The organism is Spirosoma fluminis (genome assembly GCF_054778895.1).
Genome location: NZ_BAAGZD010000044.1, coordinates 118591 through 136932, shown reverse-complemented (window position 1 = coordinate 136932; position 18342 = coordinate 118591). Strand labels below are relative to the sequence as shown.

Annotated in this window: 13 protein-coding genes and 1 pseudogene; 11 read left to right on the top strand and 3 right to left on the bottom strand. The window is 54.7% G+C overall.

The window, feature by feature from the left end; genetic code table 11:
- Positions 1 to 51 precede the first annotated feature (51 nt).
- The 11 genes and pseudogenes from ACYVBJ_RS26925 to ACYVBJ_RS26875 all read left to right on the top strand — a co-directional run bounded on the left by ACYVBJ_RS26925 (position 52) and on the right by ACYVBJ_RS26875 (position 17008).
- Positions 52 to 8016 (top strand): putative Ig domain-containing protein, encoded by a 7965-nt coding sequence (locus ACYVBJ_RS26925; protein WP_460985388.1) that lies wholly within the window; start codon positions 52 to 54, stop codon positions 8014 to 8016.
- A gap of 288 nt (positions 8017 to 8304) precedes the next feature.
- Positions 8305 to 8487, top strand: a complete 183-nt coding sequence (locus tag ACYVBJ_RS26920; protein ID WP_460985387.1) for an AraC family transcriptional regulator — start codon at positions 8305 to 8307, stop codon at positions 8485 to 8487.
- Positions 8488 to 8642: 155 nt separating this feature from the next.
- Positions 8643 to 9173 (top strand): RNA polymerase sigma factor, encoded by a 531-nt coding sequence (locus tag ACYVBJ_RS26915; protein WP_460985386.1) that lies wholly within the window; start codon positions 8643 to 8645, stop codon positions 9171 to 9173.
- 110 nt (positions 9174 to 9283) lie between these two features.
- On the top strand, positions 9284 to 10810 hold the full coding sequence (locus tag ACYVBJ_RS26910) for an adenylate/guanylate cyclase domain-containing protein (protein ID WP_460985385.1): 1527 nt from the start codon (positions 9284 to 9286) through the stop codon (positions 10808 to 10810).
- A gap of 43 nt (positions 10811 to 10853) precedes the next feature.
- On the top strand, positions 10854 to 12821 hold the full coding sequence (locus ACYVBJ_RS26905) for a patatin-like phospholipase family protein (protein WP_460985384.1): 1968 nt from the start codon (positions 10854 to 10856) through the stop codon (positions 12819 to 12821).
- Between the two features lie 12 nt (positions 12822 to 12833).
- Positions 12834 to 13400 (top strand): HD domain-containing protein, encoded by a 567-nt coding sequence (locus ACYVBJ_RS26900; protein WP_460985383.1) that lies wholly within the window; start codon positions 12834 to 12836, stop codon positions 13398 to 13400.
- Between the two features lie 177 nt (positions 13401 to 13577).
- Positions 13578 to 13730 (top strand): transposase, encoded by a 153-nt coding sequence (locus tag ACYVBJ_RS26895; RefSeq protein WP_460985436.1) that lies wholly within the window; start codon positions 13578 to 13580, stop codon positions 13728 to 13730.
- Entirely contained in the window at positions 13658 to 13882 is a 225-nt protein-coding gene (locus ACYVBJ_RS26890) for a hypothetical protein (RefSeq protein ID WP_460985382.1), read from the top strand. The genes ACYVBJ_RS26895 and ACYVBJ_RS26890 overlap by 73 nt, the downstream gene beginning before the upstream one ends.
- 28 nt (positions 13883 to 13910) lie before the next feature.
- Positions 13911 to 14285 carry a transposase gene (locus ACYVBJ_RS26885; RefSeq protein WP_460985381.1) on the top strand — a complete coding sequence of 125 codons (375 nt, stop codon included), beginning with the start codon at positions 13911 to 13913 and terminating at the stop codon, positions 14283 to 14285.
- Between the two features lie 265 nt (positions 14286 to 14550).
- Positions 14551 to 14712: pseudogene (locus tag ACYVBJ_RS26880) on the top strand (transposase); the annotation flags it as partial.
- Positions 14713 to 15766: 1054 nt separating this feature from the next.
- On the top strand, positions 15767 to 17008 hold the full coding sequence (locus ACYVBJ_RS26875; protein WP_460985380.1) for a sensor histidine kinase: 1242 nt from the start codon (positions 15767 to 15769) through the stop codon (positions 17006 to 17008).
- 38 nt (positions 17009 to 17046) lie between these two features.
- Here ACYVBJ_RS26875 and ACYVBJ_RS26870 read toward each other — a convergent pair whose 3' ends face one another.
- From ACYVBJ_RS26870 to ACYVBJ_RS26860, 3 genes are all read right to left on the bottom strand, one after another.
- Positions 17047 to 17457 carry a hypothetical protein gene (locus ACYVBJ_RS26870; RefSeq protein WP_460985379.1) on the bottom strand — a complete coding sequence of 137 codons (411 nt, stop codon included), beginning with the start codon at positions 17455 to 17457 and terminating at the stop codon, positions 17047 to 17049.
- A gap of 96 nt (positions 17458 to 17553) precedes the next feature.
- Positions 17554 to 17985 (bottom strand): hypothetical protein, encoded by a 432-nt coding sequence (locus tag ACYVBJ_RS26865; protein ID WP_460985378.1) that lies wholly within the window; start codon positions 17983 to 17985, stop codon positions 17554 to 17556.
- Positions 17985 to 18299 (bottom strand): hypothetical protein, encoded by a 315-nt coding sequence (locus ACYVBJ_RS26860; protein WP_460985377.1) that lies wholly within the window; start codon positions 18297 to 18299, stop codon positions 17985 to 17987. The genes ACYVBJ_RS26865 and ACYVBJ_RS26860 overlap by 1 nt, the downstream gene beginning before the upstream one ends.
- Between the last annotated feature and the right edge of the window lie 43 nt (positions 18300 to 18342).

Sequence of the window (18342 nt, the reverse complement as noted above, 5' to 3'; positions counted from 1 at the left end):
GCGCCTGAGAGCAGCTAGGTGATACTTGCCGCATACTTTCTCCTATCGTTGATGAAACCAAATTTCTACCTTCTTTTCCTGGTAGTGCTTGGCCTAAGTGGACCCTTAGCCAAAGCGCAAACCACGTTCACCGTTACCAACACGGCCGATGCGGGCGCGGGCAGCCTGCGCCAGGCCCTGCTGGACGTAATGGCCAGTTCCAGCCCCGCACCCTTCACCATCACCGCCAGCGTGAGCGGCACCATCAACCTGGCCAGCGTGCTACCCGATATCACCCAAGACATCGCCTTCATGGGGCCAGGAGCCAGCAACCTCACCGTGCGCCGGGCCTCGGGCGGGGACTACCGTATTTTTAATATCCCCAACAACAACACGGTCAGTTTTACCGGCTTTACGATTGCCGACGGGAATGCCAACACCGGTGGGGGCATTGCCAGTAGGGGACCATTGAGTCTATCCAACTGTATCCTGCGTAATAATACGGCTTCCGTTGGGGGAGGAGTGTATGGCGGAGCGGCCACTTCCCTGACCAACTGTCTGTTGGTGGGAAACTCAGCTGGCAACGCGGGCGGAGGAGTGGGCGCCGAGACAAACCTCAACCTGACCAACTGCACCTTCAGCAGTAACTCGGCTGGTCAGGGCGGGGGCGTGTACATGGATGCCGGCACGGGTCTGTTTGTCAACGCTACCTTCAGCGAGAATAAGAGTAACTCCGGGGGCGGAGTCAACATTTGGCAAAACGCTACGCCTACCTTCATCAACTGCCTGATTGCGGGTAACACCAACGCGGAGGGCACAGCTCCTAACGACGTTTTTCAATCAGGTAGTGTCAGCCCTTCTTCATCCTACAATGTGATCGGTGCAGTGGTCAACAACACCCAAAACCTGCGCAATGGGGTCAACAACAATCAGGTAGGCGTCACTGCCCTGCTGGGTGGGCTGGGCAACTACGGGGGTGGGCTGCCGACCTACGCGCTGTTGCCGGGTAGCCCGGCCATCAATGCGGGTACGGCCAGTGGCGCTCCGACTACCGATGCGCGGGGGCTTGGTCGGGTAGGCGTTCCCGATGTAGGGGCGTTCGAGTCGCAGGGCTTCAGCCTGGCTCTGACGGCCGGCGACAGCCAGAGTGCCCTTATCGGAGCAACCTTCGACCCCCCCCTGACGGTTAGCGTGAGCAGTGCCAACGCCGAGCCCGTGGCGGGTGGGGTGGTTACGTTTACGGGGCCGGGATCGGGTGCCAGCATCAACCCCACCTCCGTCACGGCCAGCATTGCTGGCACGACGGCTACCGTCTCGGTGACGGCCAATGCGACGGCAGGTGGTCCTTATTCGGTGACGGCCAGTGCCCGGGGGGGTATCTCCAGCGTGGCCTTTAGCCTGAGCAATGTTTTTTCGTCTTTGTTCATCCGTTACGTCAGGCAGGGGGGCACGGGCAGCGGCAACAGCTGGGCCGATGCCTCGGGCGACCTGCAAAGCCAGATCAACTTCACTGGTGCCCTACAGGTGTGGGTAGCCTCGGGAATCTACAAGCCCACCACCGGCAGTGACCGCGAAGCGAGTTTCTCGCTCAAGAACGGGGTGGAAGTCTATGGTGGCTTTGTGGGCACGGAAACCGACCTGAGCCAGCGGGGGGCGGTGAACCCGGTGACGGGCAGTCCCTCCAGCAGCACCCTCAGCGGGGACATCGGCGTCGTAGGCGACAACACCGACAACAGCTATCATGTGATCAGCAACCGCAATCTCAACGGCACGGCGGTGCTGGACGGTTTTCTTATCAGTGGGGGCAGGGGCAATAGATTTAGTGACTCCGGTGGGGGTATGTCGAATACCAACAGCAGTCCGAGCGTAACCAACTGCTCGTTTGTCAATAATTCCGCTTCTCAAGGCGGGGGGATGGGTAACGTTGACAACAGCCGTCCGAGCGTAACTAACTGCTCGTTTGTCAATAATTCCGCTTCTCAGGGCGGGGGGATGAATAATGATAACAACAGCAGCCCGAGCGTAACCAACTGCTCCTTCCTTACTAATTCCGCTTCTCAAGGCGGGGGGATGTATAACATTAACAGCAGTCCGATTTTAACCAACTGCACCTTCCTCAATAACTCCGCTTCTTCCAGGGGCGGGGGAATACGTAATCTCAGCAGCCGTGCAAGCTTGATTAACTGTGTGCTGTTCGGCAACGGGGGGAGCAATACGATTTATAATGACAATTCAAGTCTGACCGCCCGCTACAGTCTCTTGGAGGCTTCGGTAACCGGCTACACCGATGGGGGCAACAACCTCACCACCACCACCAGCCCCTTCGCTTCTACCGGCTCGGCCCAGCTCAGCAACTGCTCGCCCGCCATCAACGCGGGTGACAACCAGGCCTACGCCACCGCCAACGGCCCGGCTACCGATCTGGCGGGCAACCCCCGCTTATTCAACAACGGCACCATCGACATGGGCGCCTACGAGTATCAGGGTGAGCCCATCCGCATCACCCTCAGCAACCCCGCCACCACCACGGCGACCCAGGGCGTGGCTTTCAGCCAGTCTCTCACCGCCCTGGGGGGCAGTGGTCCCTACAGCTTCAGTGTAGTGGAGGGCAGTCTGCCGGGCGGGCTAAGCCTGGCCACCACAGGTGAGCTGAGCGGCACGCCGACTCAGGCGGACAGCTACTCCCTCACTGTGCGAGCCACTGATGCCAATGGTTGTTCGGGCACGAGTGCGTATACGTTGACGGTGCAACTCGATTCGCCCATCCGCTACGTCAAGCAGGGGGGCACGGGCAGCGGCAGCAGCTGGGCCGATGCCTCGGGCGATCTGCAGAGCCAGATCAACTTCACCGGTGCCCTACAGGTCTGGGTAGCCGCGGGAATCTACAAGCCCACCACCGGCAGTGACCGCGAAGCGAGTTTCTCGCTCAAGAACGGGGTGGAAGTCTATGGTGGCTTTGTGGGCACGGAAACCGACCTGAGCCAGCGGAGGTCGGTGAACCCGGTGACGGGCAGTCCCTCCAGCAGCACCCTGAGCGGGGAGATTGGTGCAGCGGGTGACAGCAGGGACAACAGCTATAATGTGGTCAGAAACAATAATCTCAACGGCACGGCGGTGCTGGACGGTTTTCTCATCAGCGGGGGCTATGGCAATGCTCCCAGCATTGTTAACGGCAATGGGGGGGGGGTGTATAACATTAACAGCAGTCCAGGCATAGTTAACTGCTTGTTTGTGGGCAATTATGCTTTTTATGGCGCGGGGATGAATAACAATAGCAGTAGTCCGAGCTTAACCAACTGCTCCTTCCAAAACAATTCGGCTTCTCAAGGCGGGGGGATGTATAGTGTTGGCGGTAATCCGAGCTTAACCAACTGCTCCTTCCAAAACAATTCCGCAATTATTCACGGCGCGGGGATGCATAATAGGGGCGGTAGTCCGAGTTTAATCAACTGCTCCTTCCTCAACAATACCTCTTCTTCATCTTATGGCGGGGGGATGAGTAATGACGAAAGCAGTCCAAACCTAACTAACTGCTCGTTTGTGGACAATTTCGCTTTTTATGGCGGGGGGATGTATAACATTAACAGCAGTCCAAGCTTAGCCAACTGCTCCTTTCTCAATAATTCCGCTTCTTCCCAAGGCGGGGGGATGTATAATTCCTCCGACAGCCGTCCAAACTTAACCAACTGTGTGCTGTTCGGCAACGGGGGGGGCAATACGATTGGTAATGATAGTAATTCAAGCCTGACCGCCCGCTACTCGCTCTTGGAGGCTTCGGTGACAGGCTACACCGATGGGGGCAACAACCTCACTACTACCACCAGCCCCTTCGCTTCCACCAGCTCGGCTCAGCTGGGGCCCTGCTCACCCGCCATCAACGCGGGAAGCAACCAGGCCTACGCCACCGCCAACGGCCCGGCTACCGATCTGGCGGGTAACACCCGGGTGTTTGGCGGCACCATCGACATGGGCGCTTACGAGTATCAGGGTGAGCCTACCCGCATCACCCTCAGCAACCCCGCCACCATCACGGCCAGCCAAGGCGTGGCCTTCAGCCAGTCCTTCACGGTCGTGGGAGGCAGTAGTCCCTACAGCTTCAGTGTAGTGGAGGGCAGTCTGCCCGGCGGGCTGAGCCTGGCCACCACAGGGGAACTGAGTGGCACACCGACGCAGGCGGGCAGCTACTCGATCACCGTGCGGGCCACCGACGCCAACGGCTGCGCGGGAACAAGTGCGGTCTATAGCCTGACGGTGACTGATGCCACACCTACCATCGCGGGCCTGTCGGCCAGTCCAGCCGCGGTCTGTGCAGGTAGTCCAGTGACGTTCACCGCCACCATCAGCAACGTAACGGGCAGCTACAACTACACCCTCACCAACGGTAGCAGTCCCCTATCCGGCACCGCTACGGGCACCGCTTTCAGTCAGAGCCTGACGGCTGCGGGCACGGGCAGTCAGAGCTTTACCCTGACGGTGGAGCAGAGCGGACAAAGTGCCCAGGCAACAACGGGTGTGACGGTCAACGCGACTCCTACGGCGAAATTAACCAATAATGGTCCCTTGAGCTGCACGCTGAGTAGTGTAACACTGACGACATCGGGGGGAACGTCGTATAGTTTCAGCACGGGAGCCACCCCGATAGGTACCAGCAATCAGGCCACAGTGAGCACCGCGGGTACGTACTCCGTGACGGTCATCAACGGGGTGAACGGTTGTTCATCAGTAGTATCGACTACCGTAGACCAGGCCGCCACAACAAGGCTAACCTGGACGGGGCAGACCAGCACCGACTGGAATACGGCCGGTAACTGGTGTCCGGCGCGGGTGCCACTCAGTACGGATGATGTGGTCATTCCGGCAACCCCGCCTAACAAGCCTGTTCTGGGTACCAACGCCGTGGCCAACTCGGTGGAGGTGCAGAGTGGGGCATCGCTTGCTATCACAAACGCGGGAATACTAATCCTCAACGGGTCAAGATTAATTGGAAACAATACCGTGACCTTGTTCACAAGCGGAACCGTTGTTAATAGTGGGCAAGTGGTTGTCGGTAATTTGTCGTCAGCTACCGTAGGTCAGTTAGGGGTGTTGAACCAGGGGGCGTTCCAAAACAACACGGGCGGCAGTATCCGTATTGACCGGACAACCAGCCACGGCATCCAGAATACAGGCACCGCTACCAACTCCGCTACTATCACCATCGGTCAGTCGGCGTCTATTGGTGGAAACGGGCTATTCATTAACGGCACGGGCTCGTTCAGCAACATCGCCGGAGGCTATATCCAGGTCGACAACGCGGGAATCAATGGTATTCGATTAGATGGTGGTACGTTCACGAATGCAGCCGTCATCCAAATCGGTAGTTATTCGGCTGTAACCAGCTACGGCATCTTTATATTAAAAGGAACAGATACGTTTACCAATGCCGATGGTGGTGCTATTACTATCAACCGGACAGGTAATAATGGCGTGCTAAACAATGGAACATTCACGAATGCCGCAACACTGACCATCGGTAACGTCGCTTTTTCCGCGCAGGATAATATTCAGACCGTTGGTACATTCATTAACACAAGTACGGGGGTAATCTATGCCGCCCGGACAGCCAATAGTAACGGGAACGGTATCTGGAACGTGGCGAACTCCTCCTTTACCAATAGCGGAATGATCAGTATCAGATCCCTTTCTATTACGGGCGGTAACGGTATCCTTAACGCCGGAACCTCCTTCGCTAACCTGGCCGGGGGCCGTATTCAGCTCGACGGCGTGCTTCGGGGAGTAGTCAACCGGACTACCTTTACCAACGGGGGCGAGATACGAATGGGTGACAACGCACCCTTGGGCGAGCGGGGGATTCAAAACACAACCAACAACGCGCTATTTACTAACCTGGCGGGGGGAGTAATCAGTATCGGCCAAGCGGCCTATACCCGGGACGGCATCACCAACGAGGCTGGTAATACCTTTACTAATTCAGGTACGATCAGCATTGGCACCTCGAGCAGCATTGCGGGCAACGGCATCACCAACGCCGGTACACTCAATAACAGTGCCTGCGCCACACTAACCGTTTTCGACAATGTTGCTAACAGCGGCAGCTTTACCAATGCAGGCCTGTTAACGGTCAGTACGACGCAGCCGCACACGAACACGGGGTCGTTCATCAACACGGGTGATATTGCGTATCCGCAGGGAAATCAAATCCCGAACGTGACGAATAATAACCCATTTGATGTGCCTGTCATTGGCTGTGTCAGTGGGATTAGTCCGGCGCTTCAACTGGGCGAAAACAGCAGCCAGCTTACCATTGGTACAACCTGGTATAAAGACCCGGCGCTGACTCAGCCAGCGGGCAGTTATGACCAGGCCAGTAACACGTTTACGCCCAGCAATCTGGCCGCGGGCAGCACCACAATCCTGTATTTTTCGGTCAACTACGGCGCCAATGCCTGTACCAAAACCGAATCGGTGACGGTGACCCTAACCCCTCAGGTAACGGCCAGCATCAGTCCAGAATCGGCTATACTAACCTGCGCCAGTCCTACCGTAAGCCTAACAGCCAGTGGAGGTACCAGCTACATTTGGGATGATGCTTCAACCAACCCTGTTCGGACGGTAAGTGTGGCTGGTACGTACTCCGTAACGGTACTTTCGGGCAGTGCGTGCTCAGCCGTAGCCAGCACCACGATTACCAGCAATACAGCGACTATCGCCGTGAGTAACCCCACTATTACCGCGGCCACCCAAGGCGTAGCATTCAACCAATCCTTCACGGTCGTGGGAGGCAGTAGTCCCTACAGCTTCAGTGTGGTGGGGGGCAGTCTGCCCGATGGGCTGAGCCTGGCCACCACAGGGGAACTGAGTGGCACACCGACTCAGGCGGGGAGCTACTCGATCAGCGTGCGGGCCACCGACGCCAACGGCTGCGTGGGAACGGCAATCTATAGCCTGGTGGTGACTAATGCCATACCTACCATCGTGGGCCTGTCGGCCAGTCCAGCCGCGGTCTGTGCAGGTAGTCCGGTGACGTTCACCGCCACCATCAGCAACGTAACGGGCAGCTACAACTACACCCTCACTAACGGTAGCAGTCCCCTATCCGGCACCGCTACGGGCACCGCTTTCAGTCAGAGCCTGACGGCTGCGGGCACGGGCAGTCAGAGCTTTACCCTGACGGTGGAGCAGAGCGGACAACGGGCTGCGGCTCAAACCAGCCTCACCCTGAGCGCGGCACCGGCACTGAGCCTGAGCAACACGGGACCCTTGTCCTTCACCAACGCCAGTGTCAGCCTGGTGGCCAGCCCTGGCTTTGCCCGCTACGTCTTCAGTTCTGGGGCCAGCCAGCCCGGTGGCACTGCCAGCAACACGGCCCAGGTGAGGGCGGTGGATGTCTACTCGGTGACGGCCACCACCAGTGAAGGCTGCTCGGCCACGGCCAGCACCACCGTAGTAGGGGGCGTCAGTAGTCTGACGGTGTGCCGGGGTGGTACGGTGGTGATTAGTGTCGCGGTGAGTGGCAGTCCGGTCAGGTACGAGTGGTACAAGAACAGTCTGACCACGCCCAAGATCATGGAGACCCCGCAGTTGTTTCGGGGCACGGCCACCAGCAGCTTAACCTTGATCAACGCCCAGAGCAACACCCAGGGTGACTTCTACCTGAAGGTGACGGATGGATTGGGGACAGTTACCATCTACGGTCCCTACCGGCTGTATGTAGATGGCAGTTGCCGGGCTCGTGTAGGGGCCGAAACGGTCATAGATGAATCGCCTTTAGCGGTGGTGCTGGCTCCCAACCCTCTTCAGCAAGAGCACTTACGGGCGGTGGTGAGAGGAGGGGAAGGGCGCTCGTTGTCGGTGAGCTTGGTGGACCTGCGGGGTCGTCTGGTCCGTCAGCAGATCTGGTCAATGTCGGGCTCGGTGGAGGAGCTGGACTGGGAGTTGGCAGGTCAGCCTAGTGGGGTGTATGTGCTGGAGGTGATCAGCGGCTCGAGTGCTGGTGGAGCTGGTGAGCGCCGGAGCGTGAAGGTGATCAAGCCCTAGAGGAGGGAGACTCTCTGTACTAAAAGACGCCCGGCTGGAAGGTCGGACGTCTTTATCGCTTTATGGTTCGATAACCTCCCTAAATGGTTCTGCTTTAGGTGATTTATTGGGTTCCTACGGTCTAAAAGACCTAAATGCCGAAAATGGAAAACCACCAAGGGCCAACTCATCCGAGCTTTAGGCCCACTATAACCCGTCAGCAATCCCTCCTGCCTGGCGGGCTCATGGATGAAAACAAATATACCCCACAACTTCCAACAATGGAGGGAGATGTCCAATAATTAAACGGTGAGTGGCAGTCTGGCCCAACTACTTATTGAGGGCGAACTAAACGTAACGCAGGTGGCGTATGCCGTTGGAATCGATAACCTGTTTTACTGCGCCAGGACCGTTCAGGAACGGTATGGGGTCTCTCCCTCCCAATATGGCCGAGCGGCCACTTCACCTTCCTGGACATCGATTTTACCCTAAAAAGCCCGAAGAATTCAGGCTTTTTTTGTGCCATGCGACGAGGGTGTTAATCAATGCGACGAGCGTGTTAGCAGATTTTTTCGCCAGGTGACTACTTGCACCACCATCTGGTGTACACCTACGCGCCTGGTGGTACCCCAGCCAGCTCATTGCTTATGAAAACAAACCTACCGGTTAACCAGCCTGCCGCTGACGCGTCATCGGATCACCAGTCAGATGATGGCTTTGCTCGACTCTACCAGCAGTACGTCGGTAAAGTATTTCGGACCTGTCTGTCGATGACAAAAGATGAAATGGCGGCTCAGGACTACACTCACGACATTTTCCTCAAAGCCTTCGAGAAGCGTAACACCTTTCAAAATCGCTCCTCCTTCTCAACCTGGCTGTACGCCATCTCCTACAATCATTGCCTGACGAAGATCCAGCAGGACAGCCGCCGAAAAATGGAGCCACTGACCCAAGCGTGCAGCGCCCAGCTGGCCAGCGAGGAAACGGATGCGGACTCACTTCTTCAGGTGCAGGAAGCAGCCCTGAACCGGTTGCCAGCTGAGGAGCAGAAGTTGCTTCGCCTGAAGTATGAGCAAGGCTTATCGACCCAACAAATCTGCCAGCAATTCAGCCTGTCAGAAAGCGCCGTTAAGATGCGGCTGAAGCGGAGCAGGGACCGGTTACGGTCGGCGCTTTAGGCCGACGGGGACCTGGCTCCGGTCAGGTTTAGTACAATCTTTTTTCTTGTCGCCAACAAGCTATAGCGATGGGGCTGATTTAGTAATAACCTTCTTTCTTGCTTTAGTTTATGAGCAGTAACCTCTACATTTTTTCCTGCTTCTCTTCCCGGCGCTCCTTTTTGGTAAAAGCGCTCCAGGTTAGCCTTCTGCTGGTCACTCTGCTGGGGGGCGCTCTGGTCGGACACGCGCAGGAAAGCGCACTACCGTCTTCGCATTGGGCCAACGAACTGGCTCAACAAACTGACTCTACCCGCAAAGCTGAGGTACTGCTCTTCATGGCGAAAGATCTCGAACCCAGTAATCCAAACGGCGCACTTACCTACGCTCAGCATGCCCTCGACCTCGGTCAAAAGCTCAACGCCACCAAAGTAATTGGACTGGCGGCTCTGCAACTCGCCAGACTTCACACCACCCTCGGCAACAAAGCCAAAGCCCGGCGATTTCGTAAACGGGCTGAGGAAACGCTGCGCTCGGTTGATCTAATGGCCGAGTTGAACCGGCTCGAAACCCAGAAAGCACAGGCCGAAGAAACGGCCGCCAACTCCCGGCAGGCCGTGAGTGCGTTGAGTACCGAAGCCCAGCAAAAACAGACCCTGCTGAGCAAGCAAGGTCAGCAACTCTCGCTGCGTACGCAGCAACTCCAACAGCAGGGTAAGCTCATGGGGCAGAAAGACCAGCTCATCGGGCAAAAAGATCGGGTAATTAGTCAGAAAGATTCAATGCTGACCATGCGGGAATTGATTTTGCGGTCTCAGCAGGATCAACTCCAAATTCTTGAACAGGAGAAAGCTCTCAAAGCCGCCGAAGTTGAGCATGAACGCGCCATTCGGAATGCCCTGCTGGTGGGGGCTGGCCTGCTGATAGCGCTGGCGGTTCTACTCTGGCGACTCATTATCAATAAGCAACGCGCTAACCGCGAACTGGGTCAAAAAAACACCCAGCTCGATCTGGCCCGTAAACGCTCCGATGAGTTACTCCTCAACATCCTGCCCGGTGAACTGGTTGATGAGCTGAAGGTTCAGGGCATTACTCGCACCCGCCACCACGAGGAGGTGACGATTATGTTCACCGACTTCCGCGACTTCACCAAAATCAGCGAACAACTCTCGCCGGTTGATCTGGTGCAGGAAATCGACTACTGCTTCCGCCACTTCGACCACATCATCGGAAAGTACCCCAGTCTCGAAAAAATCAAGACCATCGGCGATGCTTACCTGTGCGCGGGTGGGTTACCCGCGGCCCACCCCGATCATGCTCACGAGATGGTAGCAGCCGCTCTGGAAATCCGGGACTTCATTGGCGAACTCGAAACCCAGCGCGCGCGCGAGGGCAAAATCGGCTTTCAGATTCGGATCGGCATTCATACCGGACCGGTGATTGCGGGGGTGGTAGGCGCTACCAAGTTTGCCTACGACATATGGGGCGACACGGTCAACACGGCGGCCCGGCTCGAATCAGCCAGTGAGCCGGGGCAGGTTAATATTTCCGGTGCTACCTACGAACGGGTACAGACACGGTTCAACTGCCGACACCGGGGTGAAATAGCCACCAAGAATAAAGCTAATATGCGCATGTATTTTGTTGATAGCCAGTAGGTTTAGTTTCCAAGTTCAGTGATCAGTCAAATCCCGTTATTCCATGAGGCTTGCAATCGAACCCTTAGTTAACGCCCATCAGAAAGAACAGCTACTGACGAACCTGCATCGCATTTTTGGTCAGTTTGATACAGCTATGCTCGCCATGCTCGAACCCATGCTGGAGTGGGTGGAAATCAGCGGAGGTGAAGTTTTGTTCCGGCAACACGAACCCGGCGACTGCCTGTATTTCGTTATCAGTGGTCGGTTGCAGGCATATATAATTGATAAACAGGGGAACCATCAGGTAATGGGTGAGATCATCCGGGGCGAAACCGTAGGCGAGATGGCCATATTCACCGGTGACCCGCGCAGTGCGACCATTGTAGCGCTGCGTGACAGCGTTTTGGTGAAATTATCCCAAAACGCCTTTGAACAGGTTATTGCCGCCTATCCTGCCGTGGCAATAAACGTAACCAAACTCATCATCAACCGGCTTCGTACCTCGCAGGAGCAGCCCAAAGCAGCCGGGTCAGACGTAACCTCACGCCCAACCCGGTCGCACCCGGCCAAGAAACCCGTTAACATCTGTGTGCTGGCTCTGCACAACGGCCCGGCAGACTCCATCAGCCCGGCTTTGCGGCTAGCGGGCGAGTTGTCGCCACTGCTGCGCCGGAAAGGAACGACCTTCGTGGTGTCGAGCGATGAGGTAAACGACGTCTTCAACCAGCCTAACTTCGCTCAAGTTGACAAAGACAATCCGGTAGCGTACCGTCAGCTAAGTCAGTGGCTCGACGATCAGGAGTCGCAGCACGAGTTTATGCTGTACCTTGCGGACCCGTTCCGGCCCGACCAGTCGGGAAATGGCCTTCCGGTTCTCTCGGAGTGGACGCGCCGGTGTTTGCGGCAGGCCGACGAAATTCTGCTCCTGGCCGATGCCACCCAGTCACCCGACCTGACGCTCGTCGAAAAGCACTATCTGATGAATGAACAGTGGACGGGCGCTCCGCACACGCTGCTGTTGATGCATCCGTCCGAAACGACCCATCCGCGTCATACGGTTCACTGGCTGGCCCCGCGTCCGGCGGTGAAGCGGCATTATCACCTGCGCGCCGGACTGAAGCGCGATATGGCCCGGTTTGCCCGCATCCTGAGCGGCACCTCCGTTGGGTTGGTACTGGCTGGGGGCGGGGCCAAAGGCTTCGCCCACATTGGCGTTCTGCGGGCGTTGCAGGAGTGGGACATTCCGGTTGATGTTGTCGGTGGGACGAGCGTGGGTGGGCTGGTAGCCGCTACGTTCTCTTTTGACGAGGCCATAGAGCCCACTACCCAGCACCTCCGCAAAGCCGCTCGTTTCAACCCTACCAAAGACTACAACGTTCTGCCGTTTATTTCGCTCATCCGGGGCCGGCGCATCGAGCAGATGATTCAGACCTGCATTAGTGATTTCACCGGCAACCCGACCCCCTACATTGAAGATAGCTGGCTAACTTTTTTTGCCTTGTCGAGTAATTACACGCGTGCCCGCGAGGAGATTCACACGCGGGGCCCCATGCTCAAATACCTGCTGGCGACTTCGGCCATTCCGGGGGTATTTCCGCCCGTAATCGACGGCGATGACCTACTGGTGGACGGTGGGTCATTCAATAATTTTCCCGCCGATGTGATGAGCCGGTTCGGGGTGGGTAAGGTCATCGGCGTGGACCTGAACATCGACAAACCCCGCAAGCTGACCATGGAGCAGATTCCCAGCCCGACGAGCCTGCTGCGGGATCGGTTTCGGGCTAAACGACAACGCAAATACCGACTCCCTTCGCTCTTATCGCTCATGCTCAATGCGACCCTGCTATACAGCAGCGCCCGGCGTAACGAAAACATTCGCCATACTGACCTGTATTTCAACCCCGATGTGAGCCGCTACGGCATCATGAACTGGGCCTCGTACGATCACATTGTGCAGAAAGGCTATGACCATGCTGTAGAGGTGCTCAACAGTCTTCATCCCGATGAACTTGCCCGGTTACGGGCATAAGTAACCGCATTCATGCAAACCCAACTTGCCTGCCAGTTTATGCTGGATACTCTGACCGCACACCTGTCCCCCCTGCTTACCTACCACAGCGTTCATCATACGCAGGACGTAATGAAGCAAGCTGACCGGATCGCCCGGGCCGAAGGAATTACCGACCCTGATCTGCTGCACCTGCTCCAGACGGCAGCCTGCTATCACGATGCGGGATTTCTGAACGTTTACGCCGAACACGAGGCCGAAAGCTGCCGGCTTGCCACGCTGCACCTGCCAACGTTTGACTACGCGCCTGCTCAGGTCGCCCAGGTTTGCCAGCTTATCCGGTCGACGCGGCTCCCCCAGGCGCCGTCTACGTTTCCCGAGTCCATTCTATGCGATGCGGACTTAGACTATCTCGGGCGCGACGACTACGCGCCGATTAGTCATTCACTTCTGTCGGAGTGGCTGGCCTACGACTGCCTGGCCGATCCTGCCGACTGGGTTTCCATTCAGCGGTCGTTTCTGGGTAGTCACCGGTATTTCACCGCAACTAATAAGCGTCTTCGCGAAGCTGGCAAACAGCGAACGTTAGCTACGCTTTAGACTATGTTTTGAATAGTCTAAAAGCGAGAGTCCGCCTTATTTTGGAGTTACCAAGCTACCGCCCGGCGGCCCGGCAAGATTATGAACGAATCGTATCAAGAATTGACGGACTCTCAATGGCAAGTTATTCAACAAATTCTGGATGATAAACGCCAACGATAGCATTCACTTCGAGCCATCATTAACGCTATTTTATGGCTCAATTACACGGGTTCCCAGTGGTGTGAACTCAGTAAAAAGATAGGCTCCCAACTGCCTTGGCAGAGTGTTTATTACCACTTTCAGCAATTCAAAAGAAAGCCACATGGGAGCGAATTCTGGATAACTTAGTAGTCAAAGAACGAAAACGGCAAGCCAGAAACGCCACACTGAGTCTGCTCACTGTTGATAGTCAGGGCGTTAAGATTGTGCAGTTTATTGAAGAACAGACAGGGATTGACGGCAATAAGTGCATCAATGTGGGGCCGCCCGTGCGGGCGTAAGCGTAGCCTTGCAGTTGATCGATCAGGCTTGATTTGGTCACTGGCGGTGACTTCAGCTAATACCTCAGATAACGAAGTGGGGAAATTGGTAATCGATCGGTTGCGTAACAAGGTACCTCGCTTAGAAGTAATTGCGGCCGATCACGGCTATAAGGTTAGTTTTGTTGAGTATGTTGAGGCACAGAGCTGGCAAGTGGAAATTGCCCAAAAGCCCGAAATTGGTCGTGGCTTTGTGGCGGACGAGAATCGGTGGCCGGTTGAGCGCAGCTTCGGTTGCGGTTCCCCGCCGGGACTCAATTTCCGGCGACGTTTATTTCGGGATGTGGAGAAAAGCGTAGAAAGTTCGGAAGCGATATTGCGAATGGCCTTTATTTCAATTCTAGTCAACAGGCTTACCAAATGAAACTTCAAAACATACTCTTAAACTTCCACCATTAATCCTAGAAAGTGTTAACCGACTTCCGTGCCCAGTTACTTTGTACCATATACCATTAGAAGAATAGCAGGTAGAAAACGCTCCACGTTTACATGTGCCGCAAAACGGTATGAACTGAGATAGTCTAATAAATCGGGATACTGCAAGTGGTTAACTTCGCAGAGTCGTGAAAGAACAAAACAACCACGAGTCGGCTTCACGCCGAAAGTACGATTAAGACTTCAAAACGGAAGTCTTGCGCATGATTGCCAATGGGCATAGCGTGTCGCAAGTCACTCAGACACTGGGTGTCGGTGAGAACCTGTTGTATCGTTGGCGTAGCCAGCAAGAATCGTCCGAGGGATTGGCAAAGGGAAAAGAAAAATCGACTAGTGGACTAGCAGCCGAAGATGAGCAATTTCGCCATCAACTGCGACAAGTTGAACAGGAGCGGGAAATTTTAAAAGCTTCGACTGCATTGAGATATACTACAATCGGATGCGGAAGCATTCATCGCTGGGTTACAAAAGCCCTGAACAGTTTGAGCAGGAGTATTATGCAAAAACTTGCAAGTTCAGTGTGCCGCTAAATCCGACCACCTCAATGAGTCATACAAATCCTGTATCTACTGGGGCGCTAGCCTTAACTGGCTAAATAAGATATGCTGAAACCAGTATCTACTTCCCAGCCAATCTGTTCCCGCACATGGAGAAGGCCATCTGGATAACTGAAGACTGGTCTGTTGAATGCATTGTAACGATGCAAACAAAACGGCCACCGCTAATGGGTGGCCGCTTGCTAACTCATAACCTATAAAAGAGCAACTTCACTACTGTTCCAAAATCGCATTACGCTTGCATGACAAGCTATCAATGATTTAGCGCAAGTGAGCGATTAAGGCAAATTTGTAAAACAGCGTTGATTGATCTTTCTCAGACTTACCCAGTAACGGGTTTAATTTATCAAAAAACGTCCCTGCTCTACGTAATCGGTCAATTTATTAACCGACTGACCTGATCCGTAACGCATTAGATGAAGGGTGCAGCCACAAAAAAGCCCAGCTATTTCGCGATACCTGGGCTTTCCAATTCTATCCACACCATAAAGAGGGCTTGCCCTCTTATGCTCACCAAATGTAATGACTTTCGCAATACAGCCTCGTTCTTTGCCTAAATATGTCAAAAAAATGACTATAAAATACCTGTACGGTAGCAGTATATACGAGAGATATCAATTATGATACTTAATAACTGGGCTAAGTATACATAATACTGGCAAGGCATTAGGATTGGCACGACTGACCTAAATCAGGACAGGCCAATTACAAATAGCTTGATCGCTTCATTATCAAAATCTATAGCTAATTTAGTATAGCGAAACTCAGTGCAATCGGGTGGGTATGCTGGTTAACGGGTTGCAATGTGTATTTTTAACCAGTAAGTGAATCGGATAATAAACGTGAGGGCCTTATGGCTAACGGAATAGAGCTGCCCCATCCTGATATGGCCCTGGAGAACGAGCGTCTGCAACTGGCCTTACAAGCCGCTGGTGTGGGTACCTGGGACTATAATCTGGAGACTGGTTTTGCCCAGTGGTCCGCAATTTGTAAACAACTGTTCGGTTTGCCTCCTCAGGCACCTGTTGATGCTGCCATTTTGCTGAACCAGGTACATCCCGATGATCGGGAACGGGTGCGTCAGGCTAATCTCAGGATTCTAAGTCCGGAAAGTGATGGGGAACACAACGTCTTATTCCGTACAATCAGCGAACAGGGGCAGTTGCGCTGGGTGCAGGCCAAAGGCAAAACCATCCGTAATGAACACGGACAGGTTCTTCGGTTTAACGGTGTTGTCTTCGATATAACCGAGTTAAAGCTGGCTCAGGAAGCCCAGATCCGGAGCGCTCAGGTGCTGGAACAGCGGGTTGCCGAACGAACGCAGGCGTTGAATGACGCCAACCGGCAATTAAAGAAATCGAATGATAGCCTGACCGAATTTGCCTACGTAGCGTCGCACGATCTGCAGGAGCCGCTCCGCAAAATTCAGGCATTCGGTGATCTGCTGAAAAGCCAGTATAGTGATCAGTTGGGGAGTGGAGCCGATTACCTGGAGCGTATGCAAACGGCTTCGCTGCGGATGTCGACTTTGATCAAGGATTTGCTGACCCTTTCCCGGCTTGCTTCCCAGCACGAAGCGATTGCGCAGGTTTCACTTTCTGAACTGGTTAAGGCCGTGCTGTCCGATCTTGAGCTAACGATTCAGGAGACGGCGGCCGTGGTCACGATCGATACCCTGCCTGTTATCGCCGGGTATCGATCGCAATTAAATCAGCTTTTTCAGAATCTATTGACAAACGCGCTGAAATTTCACCCGCCCGGCGCTACGCCTGCTGTCTGGGTGCAGAGTCAGATTGTGCAAAGCGATGCATTGCCGGAGGCCGTTAAGCCAACCCCAGGGACTACTCGCTATCATCGCATCGACGTCGTTGACAACGGCATCGGCTTCGACCAAAAGCACGCCGGACGTATCTTTCAGGTGTTTCAACGGCTGCACGGCAAAAGTCAATACGTTGGTACGGGCATTGGATTAGCCATTTGCGAAAAAGTGGTCACTAACCACGATGGAAACATAACGGCGACCAGCCAGCCGGGTAACGGCGCTACGTTCAGCGTATATCTGCCCGCCTATGAATCCTCCGTCGAACCGCTATAACGTTACGTAGCGTTTGGTAACCTACCCGGCTCAACTTGCTACTTAGTACCGGTGAACGTCAGGGAAAAAGGGGCGCTTGATGTACCGCTGCTGGCTCCCGTTAATACGGCGTTCAGTGTTTTGTCTGCGAACGTACCGCTTCCGCTTACATTGTACGCAGTTGTGTAGAGAGTGGCTGACGTTGCCGGTATTGTAAACGCATTGTTGTTCAGCGTAGCTGGCAGCGTTTGACCTTGAAACTCGAGTGTTATGCCATTATTGACCGAAGTCGACTTCGAGACTGTAATGTCAGCGGGTAAGGTGAGGGGTTGAGTTGTTAAGGCGACAGAAGCCGAACCTTTGTACGTACCTACGTATTGGTCGCGTGAGTCGGAGGGAGTCTCCGTAGTTGATTTACTGCAGGAAAGGAAACCGGTAACGAGCAGCAGACAGAAGGCGTGTTTTAACATGCTTGACAGGTAGTAGAGGTGAACGATATATAAATTTCGGGTATTCAGTAAAGCGATCACTGCCGACAACCGGCCAACGGCCAGCCTGCTTATCGGTTAAGGCATGAGGTATTCGACCGTGGCCTGATCAAGTGTTTTGGCGTATCGGTCAACAACTTCGCTCAGTCGCTGAAAACCGGTTTTAGCCAGTTCGCTGGCCGATGCCTGATAAACCAGCGGTTCACTGGTGGAGCCTGAACCAGACGAGCCCTGTCCCTTGAAGACAACAACACTGTTTTCGACCGTGGCTACGATACGTACATTAACACCCTGGACTACGTTGTAGGCGGTTGCAATGGTGCCCTGATCTTCGTCGGCGGTTTCTACATCGAATCCATGATCTTCCAGAAACGTTAACGTCGATTCGAACAAAGCCGAATCCGCTACCGTAGTGGTTACTTCAATGCCCTCGGCCCCCTCTGGTATCGGCTGCGAACATACTACGAATGAAAAGGTAAACAGGCAGAGGAGAGCGACAGCGAGCTTCATCAATGATAGGGGAGGTTCAACAGATTTTCGTTGAAGTATGGGTTGGTATCCGGGCTGTCGGTACCCTTAATGATTAACGCTGGATTCTGTTGTTCATATTCCTGGATACAACGTTCGCCTGATTCAGTGAGCTGATAATAAGGCTGGTCACCGCCCGGCCCATGAACCGCTCTGATTAAATTATTACCCAGCAAAACAGCCAGACAATAGCTGATCATCAGGTCGTCGAAGGGGACCTCTCGGGTTAGCTGCTGACGAGTAACCGGCTTAACAATAGCAGTAAGCGTATGATACTGACCAAACGTGAGTAGCATCGTTTTATCTGTTTTACCCATAACGCTTTCGTGAACCGATTGG

Bases quoted from the DNA above. Each gene is read 5' to 3' on its own strand.
- ACYVBJ_RS26925 (WP_460985388.1), top strand. From the start codon at position 52: ATGAAACCAAATTTCTACCTTCTTTTCCTGGTAGTGCTTGGCCTAAGT.
- ACYVBJ_RS26915 (WP_460985386.1), top strand. From the start codon at position 8,643: ATGAAAACAAACCTACCGGTTAACCAGCCTGCCGCTGACGCGTCATCG.
- ACYVBJ_RS26910 (WP_460985385.1), top strand. From the start codon at position 9,284: ATGAGCAGTAACCTCTACATTTTTTCCTGCTTCTCTTCCCGGCGCTCC.
- ACYVBJ_RS26905 (WP_460985384.1), top strand. From the start codon at position 10,854: ATGAGGCTTGCAATCGAACCCTTAGTTAACGCCCATCAGAAAGAACAG.
- ACYVBJ_RS26900 (WP_460985383.1), top strand. From the start codon at position 12,834: ATGCAAACCCAACTTGCCTGCCAGTTTATGCTGGATACTCTGACCGCA.
- ACYVBJ_RS26875 (WP_460985380.1), top strand. From the start codon at position 15,767: ATGGCTAACGGAATAGAGCTGCCCCATCCTGATATGGCCCTGGAGAAC.
- ACYVBJ_RS26870 (WP_460985379.1), bottom strand. From the start codon at position 17,457: ATGTTAAAACACGCCTTCTGTCTGCTGCTCGTTACCGGTTTCCTTTCC.
- ACYVBJ_RS26865 (WP_460985378.1), bottom strand. From the start codon at position 17,985: ATGAAGCTCGCTGTCGCTCTCCTCTGCCTGTTTACCTTTTCATTCGTA.
- ACYVBJ_RS26860 (WP_460985377.1), bottom strand. From the start codon at position 18,299: ATGCTACTCACGTTTGGTCAGTATCATACGCTTACTGCTATTGTTAAG.